Below are 19,727 nucleotides of genomic sequence, written 5' to 3'. Positions count from 1 at the left end.
AAATGTACGTTCCATTCGATACTTTACCTAAGCATTCTCGTATTTGGATTTATCAATCTAATAGAAAGCTAACTGATGATGAAGTTGCTGAAATCGAAACCGCAACGAAAGAATTTATTGAAAATTGGGCAGCTCACGGACAAGGTTTAGAGTCTTCTTTCACAATAAAGTACAATCGTTTTATTATCATTGCTGTAAATCAAGATATACAATCTGCAACAGGTTGTTCTATAGATGCTTCTGTTAAATTTATACAAGATTTAGAAGCTAAATATTCTATAGATTTATTAGACAAAATGAATGTTACTTACAAACAAGGCGATTTTATTGCTCATAAAACATTGATTGAGTTTAAGCAAATGGCTAAACAAAAATCTGTTTCTTCTAATACAATAGTTTTTAATAACTTAGTTAATACTATCGAAGAATGGGAAGATTTTTGGGAAGTACCTGCAAGCGAGAGCTGGCATAGTCGATTTTTTTAAAAACAGATAGATTTTTCTTTTATTTCTTCTTATCAAATAATGGATAGTGATATATTTTTATTGAATATATCTGGTCAAGACAAACCAGGTTTAACATCATCTTTAACAGGTGTTTTAGCAGCTTACGATGCCAAAATATTAGATATTGGTCAAGCTAATATTCACAATACATTATCACTTGGAATTCTTTTCCAAATAAAATCGGGTAAAAAATCGGCAGCTGTTTTAAAAGATTTGTTATTTAAATCTTATGAAGTGGGTATTAAAGCAAAATTTACTCCCATTTCATTAGAAGATTATGAGTCTTGGGTTCACCAACAAGGTAAAGATAGATACATAGTTACTTTATTAGGGGAAAAACTTACCGCTGAACAGATTTCAGAAGTAACTAAAGTTATATCTGAAAAGAATTTAAATATTGATGCCATCAAACGTTTAACAGGTAGAGCTTCTTTAATTAAAGAAGATGAATACCCAAGAGCATCAATTCAATTGTCAATTCGTGGTGCAATTCATAATAAAGCCGAATTTACCGAAAAATTTATGCAAATATCTAGAGATTTAGATTTAGATATAGCATTTCAAGAAGATAATATGTTTCGTAGGAACAGACGTTTAGTTTGTTTTGATATGGATTCTACATTAATTCAAACTGAAGTTATTGATGAATTAGCAGAACTTGCTGGTGTAGGCGAACAAGTGAAAGCAATTACAGAATCGGCCATGCAAGGTGAAATTGACTTTAAAGAAAGTTTTGTGACACGTATGAAACTTTTAAAAGGTTTAAGTGAAAATGTTTTACAAGAAGTTGCTGTAAATTTACCAATAACAAAAGGGGCAAGAAGACTCATCAATACTTTAAAAGCAAACGGATTTAAAACAGCTATTCTTTCTGGTGGCTTTACTTATTTTGGTCATTATCTTCAAAAAGAATTAGGTATAGATTATGTTTTTGCTAATCAACTAGAAATTAAAGATGGCGTTTTAACCGGTGGTTATCTTGGTGAAATTGTTGATGGTAATAAAAAAGCTGAATATCTTCAGGAACTTGCAAGATTAGAAGGTATCGATATTAATCAAACTATAGCTGTAGGCGATGGAGCAAATGATTTACCGATGATTAATTTAGCGGGATTAGGTATTGCTTTTCACGCTAAGCCTAAAGTTAAAGACAATGCTCAAAGTTCAATTTCTAGTATAGGTTTAGACGGTGTATTGTATTTATTAGGTTATCACGACCGTCATATCGATTTATAAAAACTATAAACTTTACTCGTTAACAACTTTCTTTATAAAATAAACTTAAAACGTTTTATTTTAATAAAGATAAATAGTAATTTGGCATAGATTTAGTGCTGATAACAAAGAATCAAACTTTTATTTATGCGAAAATTACCAATACTACTTTTACTTGTAGTTTCAATATATACATCATATTCTCAAAATATTTCTAAAACTATTGTGCCGAATAAATTGGTTACTCAAAAAAAATGGGTCGATAGTATTTACAATAAAATGTCTTTTGAAGAAAAAGTAGGGCAATTATTTATGGTTGCTGCTTATTCTAATAAAAATGAAAATCATTTTAAAGAAATAGATCAATTGGTTGAGAAATATAACGTTGGCGGTTTAATTTTCTTCCAAGGCGGACCTGTTCGACAAGCAAAACTTACCAATAGATATCAATCAAAATCTAAAGTTCCTCTTTTTATAGGAATAGATGCCGAATGGGGTTTAAGTATGCGATTAGATTCTACTTATCGTTATCCTTGGAATATGACATTGGGTGCAGTTCAAGATTATAAATTAATCGAGGAAATGGGGAAACAAATGGGACGCCAATCTAAAAGAATGGGAATTCATTTCAATTTTGCTCCAGTAGTCGACATTAATACTAATCCTAAGAATCCTATTATCGGAAATCGCTCGTTTGGTGAAGATAAAATAAATGTTACCAATGGTGCCGAAGCTTTAATGATAGGTTTACAAAGTGAAGGCGTTTTTGCAACAGCGAAGCATTTTCCAGGTCATGGCGACACTTCAACCGATTCGCATCATACTTTACCAATGGTAAATTTTGATAAACAAAGGTTAGATGATGTAGAATTATATCCATATAAAGAATTGATAAATAAAGGTTTAGCGAGTGTTATGGTGGCGCACTTAAATGTACCAAGTTTAGAACCTCGCGAAGGATATCCTACATCAATTTCTTATAATGTAGTAACCAATATTTTAAAGAAAGAACTTGGTTTTACGGGATTAATTTTTACAGATGCACTCAACATGAAAGGGGCAAGTAATTTTAAAGAACCTGGTGCAATTGATTTAGAAGCATTTTTAGCAGGAAATGACGTTTTATTATTTGCCGAAAATGTTCCGGTTGCAATCAAGAAGTTTCAAGAAGCTTTTCAAAATGGAAGTTTAACTGAAGAAAGATTAGAACAATCGGTTAAAAAGATTCTTGCCTATAAATACAAAGCAGGTTTAAATGATTATAAACCAATTGAACTGAATAATTTATATGATGATTTAAATAAATCGGAATACGATGCTTTAAATTATTTGTTATATGAAAATGCTTTAACGTTATTAAAAAATAAAGAATCGATTGTACCAATTAAAAAGCTTGAAAATGAAAAAATAGCTTATGTAAAAATTGGTAATGACGATGAAACTGAATTCCTTTCGAAATTAAATGAATACACTAAAGTAGATTATATTAACTCAACCAATTTAGATTCTGTTTTAGTAAAATTAAAAGATTATACAAAAGTGATTATTGGATATCACAAAGCTGATGGTGCTTGGAAAAATCACGATTTATCTTTCAGAGAACAACTTTGGATTGAACAAATTTCAAAACACAACAAAACAATTGTTACGTTTTTTACAAAGCCTTATTCGCTTTTAAAAATAAAATCTTTCGATAAAATTGAGGCTTTATTAGTAGCTTATCAAAATAATAATTTTGCTCATACTGCGGCTGCAGAAGCAATTTTTGGAGCAATTGGTTGTAAAGGAAGATTACCAGTTTCTATTAATGATGAGTTTTATGTAAACGATGGTTTTACTACTAAAAAAATGAATCGTTTAGGTTATGGTGCTCCAGAAAACGTTGGGTTAGATGGTAAAATTCTAAATAAAATAGATTCGATTGCAAATTATGCAATTGATAAAAAAATGACGCCAGGCTTACAAGTTTTAGTAGCTCGAAAAGGGAAAATTGTTTACGAAAAATCATTTGGTTATCATACATACGACAAGAAGCTTCACGTTAAAAATACCGACTTGTATGATGTAGCTTCATTGACGAAAATTTTGGCAACCTTACCAAATGTGATGATTCAGTTCGATAAAGGGAAGCTTAAAATGGATTCTAAATTAGGAAATATGCTTCCTGTATTTAATCAATCGAATAAAAAAAATGCAACTTTAGTTGATATGTTAACACATCAAGCTCGTTTTTATCCGTGGATTGGCTTTTATAAAGCTACTTTGGATTCTTTAGGAAAACCAGATGCTAAATATTATAGACCAGAATATTCGAAAGAATTTTCAATTCAAGTTACCGATAAATTATATCTAAGAAGTGATTATAATGATACTATTATTAAAGCCATAGCAGATAGTGAATTGCTACCGAAAGTTCAATATAAATACAGTGATTTTTCGTTTATTATTCTAAAACAATATTTAGAGAAAACTACAGGAAAATCTTTAGATGAACTAGTTGAAAATAATTTCTATAAAAGTTTAGGTGCCAATAGAATGTTGTACAATCCTTTAAGAAGATTTTCTAAAGATGAAATTATTCCAACAGAGATTGATAATTATTTTAGATACGATACTATTCAGGGTTATGTTCACGATATGGCTGCAGCTATGCAAGGTGGAGTTGGTGGACATGCGGGTGTTTTTTCAAATAGTGTAGAAGTTGCCAAAATGATGCAGATGTTTTTACAAAAAGGAAATTATGGCGAACATCAATATTTTTCTGAAAGTACTTTTGAAAAGTTCAATACTTGTTATTATTGTAAAGATGAAAATAGAAGAGGAGTTGGTTTCGATAAACCTCAACTAGGTGAAAGCGGACCAACTTGTGGTTGTGTTTCTATGACAAGTTTTGGACACACTGGGTTTACAGGAACAATGGCTTGGGCTGATCCCGAAAAAGAAATTGTTTACATATTTTTATCAAACAGAACATATCCGGAAGCAAAGACAAATGTGCTTTCAAGAGAAAATATTAGAGAAAATATTCAAAAAGTTATTTACGAATCAATAATTGAATAAAATGACATCTAGCGCAACTTCACCTGAACAATATATTAATGAAGCTCCAAAAGAAAGAAGAGAAGCTTTACAAAAACTAAGAACTACAATTTTAGAGAACTTACCTAAAGGTTTTCAAGAAGTTATGGGTTATGGAATGATTGGATATTCGGTGCCACATGAAATTTATCCTGCGGGTTATCATTGCGATCCTAAAACGCCACTACCATTTATGAGTTTTGCTTCTCAAAAAAATAGCATCAATTTTTATCACATGGGAATTTATGCAGATAAACAGTTATACGATTGGTTTGTAGCCGAGTTTCCAAAGCATTCGAAGAAGAAATTAGACATGGGAAAAAGTTGTATGCGTTTTAAAAAAGTCGAAGATATTCCATTTGAATTATTAGGTGAATTATCAAAAAAAATGACACCAGAACAATGGATTTCTTTGTACGAATCGGCTTTTAGAAAATAATTTAACGAATAATTAAAATTTTTACCAAACGAATAGGTGTAACTTTATACCTTTAAAATTAAACAAATGAAAATTGCAATAGTTTGTTATCCTACATTTGGAGGTAGTGGAGTTGTCGCTACTGAACTTGGATTAGAGTTAGCCAAAAGAGGTCACCAAATTCATTTTATTACCTACAGTCAACCTGTTCGATTAGAATTATTAAATAAAAATATTTTTTATCACGAAGTTCACGTTCCAGAATATCCTTTGTTTCATTATCAACCTTATGAATTAGCTTTATCGAGTAAGTTAGTTGATATGATTAAATTGTATGAAATAGATTTGTTGCATGTACATTATGCTATTCCTCATGCTTATGCTGGTTATATGGCAAAACAAATGTTAGCAGAAGAAGGAATTTATATCCCAATGGTAACAACTTTACATGGAACTGATATTACGCTTGTTGGTAAACATCCGTTTTATAAACCAGCCGTTACTTTTAGTATCAATAATTCAGATGTGGTTACAAGTGTTTCGAAAAGTTTGAGAGATGATACTTATAAGTTATTCGATATTAAAAAAGAAATTAAAGTAGTTCCAAACTTTATTGAAATTGTAAAAAGTGAAGCAGCGAAACATTTACCTTGTTCACGTTCTTTGATGGCAGATGAAGGAGAGAAGATTGTAACACATATTTCTAACTTTAGAAAAGTAAAACGTATTGAAGATGTAATTGATATTTTCTATAAAATTCAATTAAAAGTTCCTTCAAGGTTAATGATGGTTGGAGATGGACCTGAAAAAGAAAAAGCAGAACAGCGTTGCATTGATCTTAAAATTCACGATAAAGTTGTTTTCTTTGGAAATAGTAATGAAATTGATAAGATTTTATGTTATTCCGATTTATTTCTATTGCCTTCTGAAACCGAAAGTTTTGGTTTAGCTGCTCTAGAAGCTATGGCTTGCGGAGTTCCAGTTATTTCAAGTAATTCTGGTGGTTTACCAGAAGTAAATATTGATGGAAAAACTGGATATTTAAGTGATGTTGGAAATATTGAGGAAATGAGTCAAAATGCGATCCAAATTTTATCTGACGAAAACCGACTTTTAAGTTTCAAACAGAATGCACTAGAAAATGCTAAAAACTTTGATATTCAGCAGATTCTTCCTTTATACGAACAAATTTATCAAGAAGCCTTATCTTTGGTTTAATATGAAAAAAATACTACTTATTTCTTTTTCCTCTTTGTTATTTTCATGTGGTTCTCCAACAAAAGTTTTTGAGAATACACAATTTGACAATATCTATAAAGCGCAAAATAGTGGAAAGTCGAATTCTGGATTTGAAGTTTTAGATTCGAATGAAGAATATTTAGCTTTTGTTGAGAAAATGAAATTAGATCAAGTAGAAGATGTACATCTTTTTGAACCAGATTTTGAAAATAATTCGGTAATAGCTGTTTTTATGGGACAAAAAAGTTCTGGTGGTTATGAAATAGAAGTAGAGAGTCTTTATTGGGTAGATTCAGTTTTACATGTAAAAACAAAAAAAATAAATCCTAAAAAAGGAGAAATGTCTACAATGGCGTTAACATCTCCCTATTGTTTAACAATCATTCCGAAAGCAAAAACAATAGTTTTAGAATAAAAAAAGCTCGTTAATTATTAACGAGCTTTTTTTATAAGATATATTTTTTACCATCTATATCTTACACCAAGCGCAATGTCTGGTCCAAAGTTATCTTCTCTCCAATCATTAGAGTTAAAGTAAACTTCAGGTCTGAAATCTAAAGATAATTGAAGTGGAAAGTCGAAGTTATATTCAATACCAATATCACCGGCAACTAATGCAAAAGCTCCACTTTCATCGTAATAATTTCCGTTACCATTGTTGTAGTATTCAGCTCTCCAAGAACCTAAACCACCACCAACACCAGCATACCAATTAAATCCGCCCTCAATGTTCCAAACCCATTGATATAGACCAACTAGTTTTACAGCATCATAATGCCTTGTGTCTCTCCATCCCAAATCAAATTCTAAACGATTATTGCTAGATAAACCTCTTTGGTAAGAAATTTCTCCACCAAATCCGTCATTGTCACCTAAACGTAAACCTATTGCATTTTTTGAAATGTCTTGTGCGTTAGCAAATGCTAATCCTAATAGCATAATACCTGTTAAGAATAATTTTTTCATGTTCAATTGTTTTTGTTTTGAGCAAAGTTAAATCATGTTAACGGGGTTTGTTTTATAAAATTTTACTTGTTATTTATAAAATTTTAATTTCCGACCATGTATGAGTCTAAAAACTCTTGTTGATTTTGGGTTGAACTTGCAGGAATACCTAGAGCTCCAGCTACAAATGAATCTAAATTAATTGAAATATCAGTATTTGAGTAAATCATTCCAATGCCTTCAGCGATATATAAATTTGAAACTAATACTTCTGGATCAGTAAGAAAATTTGAAATAGGTAAACTAGCAGTACTAATAGTTAAATCTAAGGTAACTCTTGTGATTTTTACATTATTATAAACTTCATTATCATCAGGTTTTGTAAATGTAGCCAAAGTTCCACCGCCATAAGTGTTTAATTCATAATGTATGTCAATAGGATATCCTTGAATGGTTTGTTGAATATCTCCAGTAACAGGAGCAACATTTAATGGCTGATTGTTAACAGCATCTTTATTAAAAATCACTAAATCGGATACAGAAACATCTAAATTAATAGGTAAATTTTGATTTGAAGCTAAATTTAAACCTCCAGTTAAATACATTTTACCGTTGTTGTAAATTACTCCATTATTATTTAACGCAGAAGAATAGAAACCTGTAGGAGGATTTTCAGTTTTAAATTTTTTATAAGTTTTCGAATTAATTACAGTATCATTAGCTACATATAGAGAATCTCTACTTTGGTTTACATCAGTTTGAACATTATAAACCCAATAATTTCCATCTTCTAAACTTAATGTAAACGGATTACTATCTATATTATCGTCAAAATCAGAACCACAAGATATAAATAAAGACAAAAGAGGTAGTAATAATAGATTTTTAGCTTTCATATTTAATTGTTTTTTAAAGCTAAAAATAAGTAATAATATATAGACTAACTTATTTGATTGAATATTTTATTTTCTAATGAAAAAAATTCATCATCATCTTCGGTAATAATATTCTCTTCTTTGTATTGATATATTTTCCACCTTTTTCTGTTGTATTCTAATGCGGTAAGGTTTTCAATCCAGTCGCCCGAATTTAAATATAATGTTGAGCCTTTGTTGGTTGATTTTCTTATTATTTTAGGTTCATGAATGTGTCCGCAAACAACATAATCATAGTTTTTGTCAATTGCTATATCTGAAGCAGTAGTTTCAAAATCTGAAATAAATTTTACAGCTTTTTTTACACTTCCTTTTATTTTTTTAGATAAGGAATAAGGCTCTCTACCAAATCTTTTTAAAACCCAATTAATAAATCTATTTAAAAGAATTAAATAATCATAACCAATACCGCCTAGTTTTGCAATCCATTTGGCCGAATGTACAGAACTATCAAAAACATCACCGTGAAAAAACCATGCTTTTTTACCATCTAGTTCCAAAACTAATTTATCTAAGAGTTGAATATTACCTAAATATAAATCAGTAATGTTACGTAATAATTCATCATGATTTCCTGTTAAGTAATAAACTTTAGTTCCTTTAGTAGAAAGACTCAAAATCTTTTTAATTACTTTTAAATGATTTTCTGGGAAGTAAGATTTTCTAAAATTCCAAATATCAATAATGTCTCCATTAAGAATAAGAGTTTTAGGTTTTATAGAATTTAAATACTGATGTAATTCTTTTGCATGACAGCCATAAGTACCTAAATGAACATCCGAAATTACTACTAAGTCAACAGTTCTTCTTTTCAAAATATTAGTTTTATCAAAAAAAGAAATCTAAAATTAATTTACCCTTAAGTAGATATTAAAATTATGTTACTCATTACGAATAATGTTAATTTATTGGTTCTATTAAAACTTTTAAATAAGTACATTTGTAAAAAAAGAATTACATGGCAGGGAATAGTTTTGGTAAACTTTTTAAGCTTACTACTTTTGGAGAATCACATGGTGAAGCTTTGGGTGGAATTATTGACGGTTGTCCTTCTGGAATAGAAATAGATTTTGATGCAATTAACTTAGAATTGCAACGTAGAAAACCCGGACAATCAAAAATTGTAACACAAAGAAAGGAAGAAGATCAAGTACATTTTTATTCAGGAATTTTTAATGGTGTTACCACAGGAACTCCAATTGGTTTTCTCATTTTCAATACCAATCAAAAATCAAAAGATTATGATGAAATAGTTAATACCTATAGACCTAGCCATGCTGATTATGTTTACGACCAAAAATATGGTTTCAGAGATTATAGAGGTGGAGGAAGAAGTTCTGCACGTGAAACCGTGAGTAGAGTAGTAGCTGGAGCTATTGCAAAACAAGTAATTTCAGGAATTAAGATAAATGCATTTGTTTCTTCTGTTGGAGAGATTTTTATCAACAAGCCTTACCAAGATTTAGATTTTAATAATATTGAATTGAATCCTGTGAGATGTCCAGATATGGAAACAGCAGCAGAAATGGAAAAATTGATTACAGAAGTAAAAAAACAAGGAGATACTATTGGAGGTACAATAACTTGTGTTATTCAAAATGTGCCAATTGGCTTAGGTGAACCAGTTTTCGATAAACTTCATGCCGATTTAGGTAAAGCAATGTTATCTATTAACGCTGTTAAAGGATTTGAATATGGAAGTGGTTTTTGTGGTGCTAAGATGAGAGGAAGTGAACATAACGATTTATATAATCCTGATGGTACTACTAAATCTAATTTATCAGGTGGAATTCAAGGAGGAATAAGTAACGGAATGGATATTTATTTTAGGGTAGCATTTAAACCAGTAGCTACTTTATTACAAAAACAAGAAGTGTTAACAAACAAAGGAGAAATAATTGAACAACAAGGAAAAGGACGTCACGATCCTTGTGTGGTTCCAAGAGCAGTTCCTATTGTTGAAGCGATGGCAGCTTTAGTTTTAGCAGATTTTTCTTTATTTTCTAAAATCTACAATAAATAATTTATTTTTAGTTGTTTGTAATTTAACGTTTTAACTGGTTAAAATTTTATTTTTTAGTTAATATTTGATTAAAAGTATAAAAACTAATCTTAAATAAGTCTTTTTTTATATTTTAAATAAATCGTTAGCTATTAGGTTGTTACGAATATTTTGTATTGTTTTTTCATATAAATTTACTTAAAATTTAATATCAACTATATGAAAAAAACTTTACTCTTTTTAGTTATTTTGATGACTAATTTTTTTTATGGACAGGTAACAATTTATGAGACTTCACATGCGAGTAATCAAGGAGCTGAAATTACTCCAACAGCAAATGGTCCCGCATGTCAAATGGGAGATGCAATTACTTTAGGTGGCACAGCAAGATATTTAAACTCTATAACTGTTGATCTATTTAATCTAAATGATGCTTCACCTTTCTCCGTTACAATGACCTTGTATAATGATTGTCCTTCTTCCACTAGCACTGGTTCTTGTGGTTCTGGTCCTGGGACATTAATTCCAGGTTCTTCAGTTACTGTAAATGTTACAGCACCACCTACAACTTTAGGTACAATATTTCAAGTTGTATTTCCTTTTAATGAATTTGATCTTAATTCAGAAACTGATAACACTATAACAGTTATGATTAATGCTTCAAGAAATAATGTTTTGTGGAGAATAGGTGAAACTGCTACTGTAGGTTCAATGCCAGCAACAGAAACAGGAAATGGTTTTGCAACAAGATGTGGAAGTACAGCAAGCAATAACGGTTGCGCAAGAAATTTTGGAATTCCTAATAATTTTGCAATGACTATATTAGCAAGTGCAACACTAACTAATGAAAATTTTGCTTCAAAAGATTTTACAATGTATCCAAACCCAGTAACAAGTGAACTTAATATTGTAGCTCCAACTACATCCTTAATTAAATCTTTACATTTTACTGATATTAATGGAAGAGTTGTAAAACAATTAGATAAAGTGAATAGTAATAGTTCGCAAATTAATTTAACCGATTTAAGTAAAGGAATTTATTTGGTTAAAATTTCAACAGATGAAGGAAATACTATAAAGAAATTTATAAAAGAATAAAATAAAAACGACTAAGATTTCTTAGTCGTTTTTTTTCTTTTTATCAGAATTCATCAGCATAAATACCGCACCAACTAATCCTAATATAACTAACGAGAATACAACAATCATCATCGCAGCTCCATTAGCAAAATCAAATAAAGGAAGAACAAGACTTTTCATAAGTTTATAAGTTTGATTTATTTAAACAAAATTAACATTTACAAGATAATAAAAAACTGACAAATATCATACTAATCTAAAAACTTAGCCTTTAGTTCTGGAGTGGGTATTATACAAGCCTCTTTCTTGCCATACCATTTGTAACGATTTTTTGCAATATAATCGTAAACAGAATCTTTTATAAAGTTTGGTGTATGTATAAATGAGTATAGGATTGCGTGCCAACTATTCAATTCTTTTGCAATATGTAAAGCGGCATCAGCTTTAAAATAATATGCAATTCCAGGTTCATATAAAATAATAGAATCTGTTTTTGAAGTGTCTATTCCTAAATATTTAATAATTTCTTTTCCTAATTCAGATTGGATAGCTACAAAACGAAAAATATCCTTTTTATCATGCTTAATTATAAACTGAACTGAAGCATCACATAAATTGCAAACTCCATCAAACAAGATTATTTTTTTATTTTCAGGTAAATTAATCATAATTGTTAAGTAAATGGATTAAAGCCGTCAGTTCGAGTATTTTTTTATTGTAAGGCAATATAAAAAATGTATCGAGAACAAGTCTAGATTTTTCTATTCTCGATATAATTTTCTGTCAAAAATCACTCGAATTGACGAAAAATAAACATTAATATTCTAACGAATAAACAAATCAACAATTAAACTGGTTGAATATATTCTAATTGGTCCAAGCTCACTTTTGAAGTAAAAATTCCATAATTGACAACAGCTTTTGTTTTCTCAATTTTATCAATAGTTCCAATTGCTTTTCCATCAATCATTCTAACTCTATCACCAACTTTTAATATTACTTTTGGTTTAGCAGCTTCAATTACTTTTTTCTTTTCTTTTTCTTGTTTCTTCTTCTCTCGAATTTCTTCTACTTTTACTTGAACTTCTGCAATTACTTCTTTCTCAACTTTTTCTTTAGCAATCTTTTCCTTTTTAGTGATTTTTTTGCGTTTAGAATTTTCAATTTCAACCATTTTTAAGAAATCGCCAATAAGCGTTTTTTTATCTTTATTGTTGAAATACTTTTCAGAAATATCATCTAATTTTTGACCCAAATAAATTAAGCGTTGGTTGGCATCATATAATTCTTGATAACGCTCTAATTTTTCCTGAATTTTAGCGTTAATCTGTTCCATTTTCTGGCTTTCTTCACGAGCTTTACTTTCTTCTTCTTTTAAGTTTTGAGAAGTTTTTTCAAGTTTTGATCGTTCTTTTTGAAGTGTAGCAATGGTTTGATCGAACCGAACCTTACTTTTTTCAATTTTCTTTTTAGCACGATTTATCAATCCATAAGGAATGCCATTTTTTTGAGCTACCTCAAAAGTAAAAGAACTTCCTGCTTGTCCTAAATGTAATTTATACATAGGTTCTAATGATTTTTCATCAAAAAGCATATTAGCATTCGTTGCAAATGGTAATTCGTTTGCTAAGATTTTTAAATTGGTATAATGCGTAGTTATAATCCCAAAAGCTTCACGTGCATAAAATTCTTCTAGAAAGGTTTCAGCTAAAGCGCCACCTAATTCAGGATCGGAACCTGTACCAAATTCATCAATTAAGAACAAGGTTTTATCGTTACATTTCTTCAAGAAATAATTCATGTTTTTCAAACGATAACTGTACGTACTTAAATGATTTTCAATAGATTGATTATCACCAATATCGGTTAAAATTCTGTCAAATAAAAAGGTTTCACTTCGTTCATGAACCGGAATTAAAATACCGCTTTGCAGCATTAATTGTAGTAAACCAATGGTTTTTAGTGTAATACTTTTTCCACCAGCATTGGGTCCCGAAATAACAATGATTCGATTATCATTTTGTAATTCAATAGTTTGCGGATAAATTACTTCGTTTTTTGCTTTATTGGTTAACCACAAAATAGGATGAAAGGCATCTCTAAAATATAAGCGTTTTACATTGGTTATATTGGGTAGTAATGCATTAATTTTATTTGCATATTTACCTTTAGCTGCAATTACATCAATGTCACTTAAAAATTCTTGGTATTCAGTTAAAGTTTCTTTAAAAGGACGAATTTCATTAGTTAAACGTTTTAAAATGCGGACAATTTCTTCTCGCTCGTCTTGTAATAAATCTGCTAATTCACGAGAATAGCGTAAAGTTGCTTCGGGTTCTATATAAACAATACTTCCCGTTTTAGAACTTCCCATAACCGAACCTTTTACTTTTTTACGGTGCATGGCTAAAACTGCTAAAACGCGTTTGTTATCAACTATAGTTTCCTTAATATCGTCTAAATAACCTGCCGAATTATATTGAGATAATGCTATGCTAAAACTTTGATTTATTTTCCCGCGAACCACTTGAATATTTTGTCTAATGAAAACTAAATCGGGTGAAGCATTATTTTTTATTTCTCCATATTTATCAAAAACATTATCAATTGCAATATTAATTTGTTTTTCGATTGCAATTTCGCTTGATTTTTTATTTAATTCTAAGTAATAATCTTCAAACTTCTTAAAATATTTTATTAATGTTATAGCAGTTTCAGCTAAATGAGCAATCTTTTTAAAACTTTGAGCTTCTAAAAAACTTTCTTCAATACTTAAGAATTTTAATTCGTTGGTTATAGTTTCAAAACCATGATTTGGTATTGCATTATTATTGCTAAAAGAAGCTAAATACTCTGAAGTTTGCTTCAAATTAGCTAATAATTCGGTTTTATGTTTAAAAGGTTCAATTGCTAAAGCTTTTTCATAACCTAATTCGGTGTTACAATAAGCAGCAATTGTTTCTAATATAGTGTTGAATTCTAAATCTTGTAATGTCTTTTTAGTGACTGAAATCATCTTCTTTTTCTCGCTTTTACTGCAAATTTACAAGCATTTGTATGATTTATTTCTATTTTTGAAAAAATTTTAAAGTATGCATGTAAAAATCGAAGCTTCTTGGCAACAACACTTACAACAGGAGTTTGAAAAACCGTATTTTAAGGACTTGCTAGAAAAAGTGGAAGAAGAATATGCGTTGCATACTTGTTTTCCGCCAAAAGATTTGATTTTTAACGCATTCAATTCATGTGCTTTTGATGACGTAAAAGTGGTGATTTTAGGACAGGATCCGTATCATGGTGAAGGCGAAGCCAATGGTTTAGCATTTTCGGTGAATGATGGTATAAAAATTCCGCCTTCGTTGCGTAATATTTACCGTGAAATTAATGCAGAATACGAATCTATTTTTGAACCCATTGAACAAACTTCTGGAAATTTAGAACGTTGGGCAAAACAAGGTGTTTTATTGTTAAACGCTACGTTAACTGTTAGAAAAGATAAGCCTAACAGCCATAAACATTTACATTGGCAACAATTTACAGATGCTGTAATACAAACCATTTCTAACGAAAAGGAAAATGTGGTGTTTTTGTTATGGGGAAGTTTTGCGCAAAAGAAAGCTAGCTTGATAAATACTTCAAAACATTATGTTTTAATTTCTGGTCATCCATCGCCTATGAGTGCTAACCAAGGTAAATGGTTTGGTAACCAGCATTTTAATAAAACGAATGCGATTTTGGAAAGTGTAAGAAAAGAGAAAATTGAGTGGTAATTAAATAAAAATGATTTTATGTTTTGGTTCTCTATTTGTTTATTAGGTTTAGCAGTTTTTACTTTTTTTTCGATATATTTTGAATGGGAATTTTTAAAAAAAGAATGGGCAAAAGGAATTCCATATTCAAATTTTGATAAATTTATTGGATATTTAGTTTCATTGTTAACCGCAATTTTTGCATTTATTTTACTCTATAATTCTATTTTTTAAGAAAAAGCTATTTACAACGTCAATTCCCCTAAAATTTCTTCACTCATAAAAGGTCCTCCTGGATAAGTTGCAGTATAATCTAAATTAAGCCAAATATTTCCACGTTCGTCTATATGATAATGAATGTCTTTGTTTTTAGTTTCGTTAACAAACAACACTTCTTTAATTAAATAAACAGCAGTTTCTAAATCTTTTTTAGTACCAATAAGCATTTCAGGATAAATATGTCCGCCAGTATGAATTAATCGAGGAGAACCGCCAATGGCTTTAATACACGCCGCCATTAAAATCGCATGATCGTCGCAATCACCAGAAAAATGCTGTAAACTTTCAGATGCGTAGGCAATATATTCGCGACCTTGTGGATCATTAACGTAATTCCAACGTTTTTTTATTTCTGCAAAAACTGCAAAACATTGAATAAGTTTTCGGTTTTTTTGATAACCCTTCACATCTTTAAAATGTTTAGTTGTTGCCGATAAAGCAAAGTTTCGAACCTTTGGATTTGTAAAATCAACCGCATCAATAATTTTTGATTTATTGGGAAATGGAAGTAATTTAGAAATAATAATATCTTGAGGTTTACTGTCTTCACTCATTGAGTAAATCATATAACGATAATCTTCAAATACGCGTTCAAATCCATAATCGCCAAACATTGTTCCGTAAACTAAAGAAAGTAAATAAATGAAAATACACAAAATGATGATGGTTTTCATTAAGCGTAAAATTAATTGGATAATTACAACAATACCTACAAAAATAAAAACACGGTCTAAATTTAATGGCCAATTAAGTTCAATTAAATTTTGGTGTGCAATAATAAATAGGGGAATAGCAATTAAAATGTTCAGTAAGAATATGATAACCGAATCCCAAGGCTTTGGCAAAGAAAGCTTTTCTTTAATTTTTGTTAAGGAAAATTGGGATTTTTGGGTTAACATTTTACTTTTAAAACGATAAAAATAAGCATTTATTTAGCTATCATTTCAAATGGTAACTTTTTTTCAATAATATTTAACGAAAATAATTGCGATTTTACTTTTTCTAAAGTTGCTTTATCTATTTGTTTTTGTGACCATTGAGTTAAAGATAACCATTCTTGAATATCTTCTAATTTTTGGTTGTATTTAGACGCTAAAGTTCTATCGATACTAGGAATAAGTTTAAATTCTTCAGTTGTAGCGTTTATTACATCTAAAATTTGTTTAATAATATGTTGCTGATTTTCTAATACTTCATTTCTTACTGCAATAACAAAGCAAGGCCAAGGCGTTGGGCAATCGGCAACACGACGAAACGTTCCATTATCAACTAAAGGTTTTGTCATAAAACGTTCCCACATAAAATAATCGGCATTTCCGTTAGTTAAAGCATCAACAGCACCATCGATTGTATTTACGATTTCAAATTGTAAATCGTTTGTATTCCAACCTTGATTTTGCGCATTGACAAAACTCATTAAATGCGAACCAGAACCAAAACGAGAAATTGCTGCTTTTGTTGCTTTTAAATCGGAAAGTGTTTTGTAATTAGAATTTGCAGCAACATGAATTCCCCAAATTAAAGGCGATTTTACATACACTTGAACAATAGTAGACGGATTTCCAGCTATTATGTCTTTTACAATTCCTTCAGTTAATATAACCGCAATATCTGCTTCTCCATCACGAAGCATTTGACACATTTTACCAGTTCCTTCAGGAATATCTGTCCATTCTAAATTGATTCCAGCGTCTTCAAATTCGCCGTTTTCAATACACATTTGCCATGGCAAATTAAAATGTTCTGGAACGCCAACTATTTTGATTGTTTTCATGTTTTGCTTTAAGCTTTTGATTTTTATAATTTATTTGGACGTATACTAAACACAAGGAATTCTATTATTCCAAACGTATTCTTTTTTAATTGCTATTCATTTTATGTTTTTTTGTCACTTCGAGCGAAGTCGAGAAGTCTCATAATTAGGAGATTCCTCAATTTGTTCTGAATGAAAGTTACTCAGCTAATTTGTTTAGCGTATATTCAATTAAACTATCTACTACAGCATAAGGATCTGCACTAAAATTACCCGTCGCTCTATTTGCAATAATAGCATTCATCGATAAACATTCATGACCTAAAAGTTTTCCTAAGCCATAAATAGCTCCAGTTTCCATTTCTAGGTTTGTCATTCTAGTTCCATTGAAATTAAAACTATCCATTTTGTTATTCAAATTTGGATCTTGAATTCCTAAGCGAACAACTCTTCCTTGTGGTCCATAAAAACCGCCAGCAGTTCCTGTAAATCCTTTGAAAATTTTATTGCTTTCTAATCTTTTTTCTAAAGTTTTACTTCCAGCAATTACATACGGACGCCCTTTTCTTAAATCCCAATTAGTTTGAGAAATAAAAGCATCTTCAATTTCAGTTTCAGAAACTTCATCAATTAAATAAGATCTCAACATATTGTCTAATCCTAAACCAAATTGACTCATTACAAAACTATCAACTGGAATATCGGCTTGTAAAGAACCTGAAGTTCCAATACGAACAATATTTAACGATGTTAATTCTGGTTTAACGGTTCTTGTAATTAAATCTACATTTACTAATGCGTCTAATTCATTCATTACAATATCAATGTTGTCAGGACCAATTCCTGTAGACATTACTGTAATTCTTTTTCCTTTATAAATTCCAGTTTGTGTTTTAAATTCACGTTTTTGTGTAGTAAACTCAATAGAATCAAAATGTTTTGTAATTTTTTCAACACGATTTTGATCACCTACGAAAATGACATCATTTGCAATTTGTCCTGGTTTTAAATTGATATGATAAACACTACCATCTGGGTTTAATATTAATTCTGAATCTTTAATCATTTGTATTTTTAATTGATAATGAATAATTAACAATTGATAATTGCATTAGAATTATCAATTGTCCATTGTTAATTTTTAATTAATTTATCCTCCAACTCTTTTGGTTTTGAATCCTTTGTCTTGCAAAATTTTCATAATTTTATCGCGATAATCACCTTGTATTATAATTTCGCCATCTTTAAAACTACCACCAACAGCTAATTTACTTTTTATTTCTTTAGCAAGAAGTTTAAAATCTTCATCTTCACCTTCATAGCCTGAAATTATGGTAGTGGGTTTTCCTTTTCGTTTTTCGTACTTACAAATCATTGGTTCCTTTTGAACGAATAATTCATGTTCTTTTTCATCAACTTCTTCAGGTTCATTAGAAGGCTGATGATCAGGGAAAAGCTTTTTTAATTGATCTTGTAAATCCATAAGTAAAGGTACTAAAAGTAAAAATTCCAAATCCCAAAGTAAATTGGAATTTGGAATTTAATATGATTTGAAAAAATTATTTCTTGATTAATCCTAATTCCACTAAACGCTCGTGTAAAAATTCACCAGCAGTTATGTCTTCATATAATTTCGGATTATTTTCATCTATACATTGAGGTAAGCAATTTAAACTCATATCACTCACTGGATGCATAAAGAAAGGAATAGAATATCGAGATGTTCCCCATAATTCCCTAGGAGGATTAACCACTTGGTGAATTGTTGATTTTAATTTATTGTTAGTATGTCTTGATAACATATCCCCAACGTTAATCATTAATTCATCTGGTTGTGCAATGGCATCAATCCATTCTCCTGCATGGTTTTGAACTTGAAGTCCTTTTCCTTGTGCTCCCATTAAAAGAGTAATCAAGTTGATATCACCATGAGCAGCAGCACGAACAGCTCCTTCTTTTGGTTCTTCAGTAATAGGAGGATAGTGAATTGGTCTTAAAATAGAGTTACCATCTTTAATGTATTGGTCAAAATAAAATTCATTTAAACCAACATAAAGTGCTAAAGCTCTTAAAACATACTGACCAGTTTTTTCAAGCATTTGATATGCTTCTTTACCAACAGTATTAAATTTTGGTAATTCAGTAACATCTACATTATCAGGATATTCTCCAGCCCATTTTGAACCTTCAGAAACATACTGACCAAAATGCCAGAATTCTTTTAAATCACCTGCAGAACGACCTTTAGCATGTTCTTTACCAAAAGAAACATAACCTCTTTGTCCGCCAATACCAGGGATTTCATATTTTTCTTTAACCTCTAAAGGTAAGTTGAAGAAATTGCGTACTTCAGAGTACAATTCATCAACTAATTCGTCATCTAGGAAATGACCTTTTAATGCTACGAAGCCAATTTCTTCGTAAGCTTTACCGATTTCATTTACAAATTTTTGTTTGCGTACCGGATCATCCGATAGGAAATCACGCAAGTCTACACTAGGTATTGTTTGCATTCTATAAATAAGTAA

At 30.1% G+C, this 19,727-nt stretch carries 21 protein-coding genes; 10 read left to right on the top strand and 11 right to left on the bottom strand.

The annotated features are described in order from the left end of the window. The first annotated feature begins 2 nt into the window (after positions 1 to 2). From GCU34_RS04250 to GCU34_RS04225, 6 genes are all read left to right on the top strand, one after another. Positions 3 to 485: an ABC transporter ATPase gene (locus GCU34_RS04250; RefSeq protein WP_072783784.1), complete on the top strand. Its 483-nt coding sequence runs from the start codon at positions 3 to 5 to the stop codon at positions 483 to 485. Positions 486 to 524: 39 nt separating this feature from the next. Continuing rightward, positions 525 to 1,742, top strand: a complete 1,218-nt coding sequence (serB, locus tag GCU34_RS04245; RefSeq protein WP_072783786.1) for a phosphoserine phosphatase SerB — start codon at positions 525 to 527, stop codon at positions 1,740 to 1,742. Between the two features lie 126 nt (positions 1,743 to 1,868). Beyond that, positions 1,869 to 4,781, top strand: coding sequence for a glycoside hydrolase family 3 N-terminal domain-containing protein (locus GCU34_RS04240; RefSeq protein ID WP_072783788.1), 2,913 nt, complete (start codon positions 1,869 to 1,871; stop codon positions 4,779 to 4,781). 1 nt (position 4,782) lies between these two features. Then, entirely contained in the window at positions 4,783 to 5,238 is a 456-nt protein-coding gene (locus tag GCU34_RS04235; protein WP_072783790.1) for a DUF1801 domain-containing protein, read from the top strand. A gap of 66 nt (positions 5,239 to 5,304) precedes the next feature. After that, the gene (bshA, locus tag GCU34_RS04230; RefSeq protein WP_072783792.1) at positions 5,305 to 6,435 is read left to right on the top strand and encodes an N-acetyl-alpha-D-glucosaminyl L-malate synthase BshA; all 1,131 of its coding nucleotides are present in this window, start codon (positions 5,305 to 5,307) and stop codon (positions 6,433 to 6,435) included. A gap of 1 nt (position 6,436) precedes the next feature. Further along, the gene (locus GCU34_RS04225) at positions 6,437 to 6,871 is read left to right on the top strand and encodes a protease complex subunit PrcB family protein (protein WP_072783794.1); all 435 of its coding nucleotides are present in this window, start codon (positions 6,437 to 6,439) and stop codon (positions 6,869 to 6,871) included. A gap of 47 nt (positions 6,872 to 6,918) precedes the next feature. On the opposite strand, the gene GCU34_RS04220 is transcribed toward GCU34_RS04225, so the two are convergent. From GCU34_RS04220 to GCU34_RS04210, 3 genes are all read right to left on the bottom strand, one after another. Further along, the gene (locus GCU34_RS04220) at positions 6,919 to 7,422 is read right to left on the bottom strand and encodes a hypothetical protein (protein ID WP_072783796.1); all 504 of its coding nucleotides are present in this window, start codon (positions 7,420 to 7,422) and stop codon (positions 6,919 to 6,921) included. A gap of 83 nt (positions 7,423 to 7,505) precedes the next feature. Further along, complete coding sequence (locus tag GCU34_RS04215) at positions 7,506 to 8,297, bottom strand: hypothetical protein (RefSeq protein ID WP_072783798.1); 792 nt, start codon at positions 8,295 to 8,297, stop codon at positions 7,506 to 7,508. 44 nt (positions 8,298 to 8,341) lie between these two features. Beyond that, on the bottom strand, positions 8,342 to 9,151 hold the full coding sequence (locus tag GCU34_RS04210; RefSeq protein ID WP_072783800.1) for a UDP-2,3-diacylglucosamine diphosphatase: 810 nt from the start codon (positions 9,149 to 9,151) through the stop codon (positions 8,342 to 8,344). A 143-nt stretch (positions 9,152 to 9,294) separates the two neighbouring features. On the opposite strand from GCU34_RS04210, the gene aroC reads away from it, so the two are divergent. Then, positions 9,295 to 10,359, top strand: coding sequence for a chorismate synthase (gene aroC, locus GCU34_RS04205; protein WP_072783803.1), 1,065 nt, complete (start codon positions 9,295 to 9,297; stop codon positions 10,357 to 10,359). A gap of 198 nt (positions 10,360 to 10,557) precedes the next feature. Continuing rightward, complete coding sequence (locus tag GCU34_RS04200) at positions 10,558 to 11,436, top strand: T9SS type A sorting domain-containing protein (protein ID WP_072783805.1); 879 nt, start codon at positions 10,558 to 10,560, stop codon at positions 11,434 to 11,436. 21 nt (positions 11,437 to 11,457) lie between these two features. On the opposite strand, the gene GCU34_RS13590 is transcribed toward GCU34_RS04200, so the two are convergent. The 3 genes from GCU34_RS13590 to GCU34_RS04190 all read right to left on the bottom strand — a co-directional run bounded on the left by GCU34_RS13590 (position 11,458) and on the right by GCU34_RS04190 (position 14,434). Beyond that, positions 11,458 to 11,598, bottom strand: coding sequence for a hypothetical protein (locus GCU34_RS13590; protein WP_178138350.1), 141 nt, complete (start codon positions 11,596 to 11,598; stop codon positions 11,458 to 11,460). A gap of 71 nt (positions 11,599 to 11,669) precedes the next feature. After that, a complete protein-coding gene (locus tag GCU34_RS04195) occupies positions 11,670 to 12,086 on the bottom strand; it encodes a thiol-disulfide oxidoreductase DCC family protein (RefSeq protein WP_072783807.1) in 417 nt (138 codons plus the stop codon). A gap of 179 nt (positions 12,087 to 12,265) precedes the next feature. Further along, positions 12,266 to 14,434, bottom strand: a complete 2,169-nt coding sequence (locus GCU34_RS04190) for an endonuclease MutS2 (RefSeq protein WP_072783809.1) — start codon at positions 14,432 to 14,434, stop codon at positions 12,266 to 12,268. Positions 14,435 to 14,510: 76 nt separating this feature from the next. Here GCU34_RS04190 and GCU34_RS04185 point away from each other — a divergent pair, with 76 nt between their 5' ends. Both GCU34_RS04185 and GCU34_RS04180 read left to right on the top strand, forming a co-directional pair. Continuing rightward, positions 14,511 to 15,188 carry a uracil-DNA glycosylase gene (locus GCU34_RS04185; protein ID WP_072783811.1) on the top strand — a complete coding sequence of 226 codons (678 nt, stop codon included), beginning with the start codon at positions 14,511 to 14,513 and terminating at the stop codon, positions 15,186 to 15,188. An 18-nt stretch (positions 15,189 to 15,206) separates the two neighbouring features. After that, a complete protein-coding gene (locus tag GCU34_RS04180) occupies positions 15,207 to 15,401 on the top strand; it encodes a hypothetical protein (protein ID WP_072783813.1) in 195 nt (64 codons plus the stop codon). Between the two features lie 11 nt (positions 15,402 to 15,412). Here the strand turns inward: GCU34_RS04180 and GCU34_RS04175 are convergent, their stop codons facing one another. From GCU34_RS04175 to GCU34_RS04155, 5 genes are all read right to left on the bottom strand, one after another. Further along, positions 15,413 to 16,345: a transglutaminase gene (locus GCU34_RS04175; protein ID WP_072783815.1), complete on the bottom strand. Its 933-nt coding sequence runs from the start codon at positions 16,343 to 16,345 to the stop codon at positions 15,413 to 15,415. A 29-nt stretch (positions 16,346 to 16,374) separates the two neighbouring features. Next, a complete protein-coding gene (locus GCU34_RS04170; RefSeq protein WP_072783817.1) occupies positions 16,375 to 17,220 on the bottom strand; it encodes a substrate-binding domain-containing protein in 846 nt (281 codons plus the stop codon). 178 nt (positions 17,221 to 17,398) lie between these two features. Continuing rightward, complete coding sequence (locus GCU34_RS04165; RefSeq protein ID WP_072783819.1) at positions 17,399 to 18,265, bottom strand: nucleoside phosphorylase; 867 nt, start codon at positions 18,263 to 18,265, stop codon at positions 17,399 to 17,401. An 84-nt stretch (positions 18,266 to 18,349) separates the two neighbouring features. Continuing rightward, a complete protein-coding gene (locus GCU34_RS04160; RefSeq protein WP_072783821.1) occupies positions 18,350 to 18,682 on the bottom strand; it encodes a translation initiation factor in 333 nt (110 codons plus the stop codon). Positions 18,683 to 18,758: 76 nt separating this feature from the next. Further along, positions 18,759 to 19,712, bottom strand: coding sequence for an isopenicillin N synthase family dioxygenase (locus GCU34_RS04155; RefSeq protein WP_072783823.1), 954 nt, complete (start codon positions 19,710 to 19,712; stop codon positions 18,759 to 18,761). Between the last annotated feature and the right edge of the window lie 15 nt (positions 19,713 to 19,727).

The sequence above is a fragment of the Flavobacterium haoranii genome (assembly GCF_009363055.1).
Classification (GTDB): Bacteria; Bacteroidota; Bacteroidia; order Flavobacteriales; family Flavobacteriaceae; genus Flavobacterium; species Flavobacterium haoranii.
Note: the sequence above shows the minus strand (reverse complement) of the source record. Positions and strands in the feature narration are given on the sequence as shown.

Excerpts from the sequence above, each read along its gene's own strand:
- GCU34_RS04175 (WP_072783815.1), bottom strand. The coding sequence starts at position 16,345 with ATGTTAACCCAAAAATCCCAATTTTCCTTAACAAAAATTAAAGAAAAG.
- GCU34_RS04215 (WP_072783798.1), bottom strand. The coding sequence starts at position 8,297 with ATGAAAGCTAAAAATCTATTATTACTACCTCTTTTGTCTTTATTTATA.
- GCU34_RS04200 (WP_072783805.1), top strand. The coding sequence starts at position 10,558 with ATGAAAAAAACTTTACTCTTTTTAGTTATTTTGATGACTAATTTTTTT.
- GCU34_RS04235 (WP_072783790.1), top strand. The coding sequence starts at position 4,783 with ATGACATCTAGCGCAACTTCACCTGAACAATATATTAATGAAGCTCCA.
- GCU34_RS04250 (WP_072783784.1), top strand. The coding sequence starts at position 3 with ATGTACGTTCCATTCGATACTTTACCTAAGCATTCTCGTATTTGGATT.
- GCU34_RS04240 (WP_072783788.1), top strand. The coding sequence starts at position 1,869 with ATGCGAAAATTACCAATACTACTTTTACTTGTAGTTTCAATATATACA.
- bshA (WP_072783792.1), top strand. The coding sequence starts at position 5,305 with ATGAAAATTGCAATAGTTTGTTATCCTACATTTGGAGGTAGTGGAGTT.
- GCU34_RS04165 (WP_072783819.1), bottom strand. The coding sequence starts at position 18,265 with ATGATTAAAGATTCAGAATTAATATTAAACCCAGATGGTAGTGTTTAT.
- GCU34_RS04185 (WP_072783811.1), top strand. The coding sequence starts at position 14,511 with ATGCATGTAAAAATCGAAGCTTCTTGGCAACAACACTTACAACAGGAG.
- GCU34_RS04160 (WP_072783821.1), bottom strand. The coding sequence starts at position 18,682 with ATGGATTTACAAGATCAATTAAAAAAGCTTTTCCCTGATCATCAGCCT.
- serB (WP_072783786.1), top strand. The coding sequence starts at position 525 with ATGGATAGTGATATATTTTTATTGAATATATCTGGTCAAGACAAACCA.
- GCU34_RS04170 (WP_072783817.1), bottom strand. The coding sequence starts at position 17,220 with ATGAAAACAATCAAAATAGTTGGCGTTCCAGAACATTTTAATTTGCCA.
- GCU34_RS04155 (WP_072783823.1), bottom strand. The coding sequence starts at position 19,712 with ATGCAAACAATACCTAGTGTAGACTTGCGTGATTTCCTATCGGATGAT.
- GCU34_RS04220 (WP_072783796.1), bottom strand. The coding sequence starts at position 7,422 with ATGAAAAAATTATTCTTAACAGGTATTATGCTATTAGGATTAGCATTT.
- GCU34_RS04225 (WP_072783794.1), top strand. The coding sequence starts at position 6,437 with ATGAAAAAAATACTACTTATTTCTTTTTCCTCTTTGTTATTTTCATGT.
- GCU34_RS13590 (WP_178138350.1), bottom strand. The coding sequence starts at position 11,598 with ATGAAAAGTCTTGTTCTTCCTTTATTTGATTTTGCTAATGGAGCTGCG.
- GCU34_RS04180 (WP_072783813.1), top strand. The coding sequence starts at position 15,207 with ATGTTTTGGTTCTCTATTTGTTTATTAGGTTTAGCAGTTTTTACTTTT.
- aroC (WP_072783803.1), top strand. The coding sequence starts at position 9,295 with ATGGCAGGGAATAGTTTTGGTAAACTTTTTAAGCTTACTACTTTTGGA.
- GCU34_RS04190 (WP_072783809.1), bottom strand. The coding sequence starts at position 14,434 with ATGATTTCAGTCACTAAAAAGACATTACAAGATTTAGAATTCAACACT.
- GCU34_RS04195 (WP_072783807.1), bottom strand. The coding sequence starts at position 12,086 with ATGATTAATTTACCTGAAAATAAAAAAATAATCTTGTTTGATGGAGTT.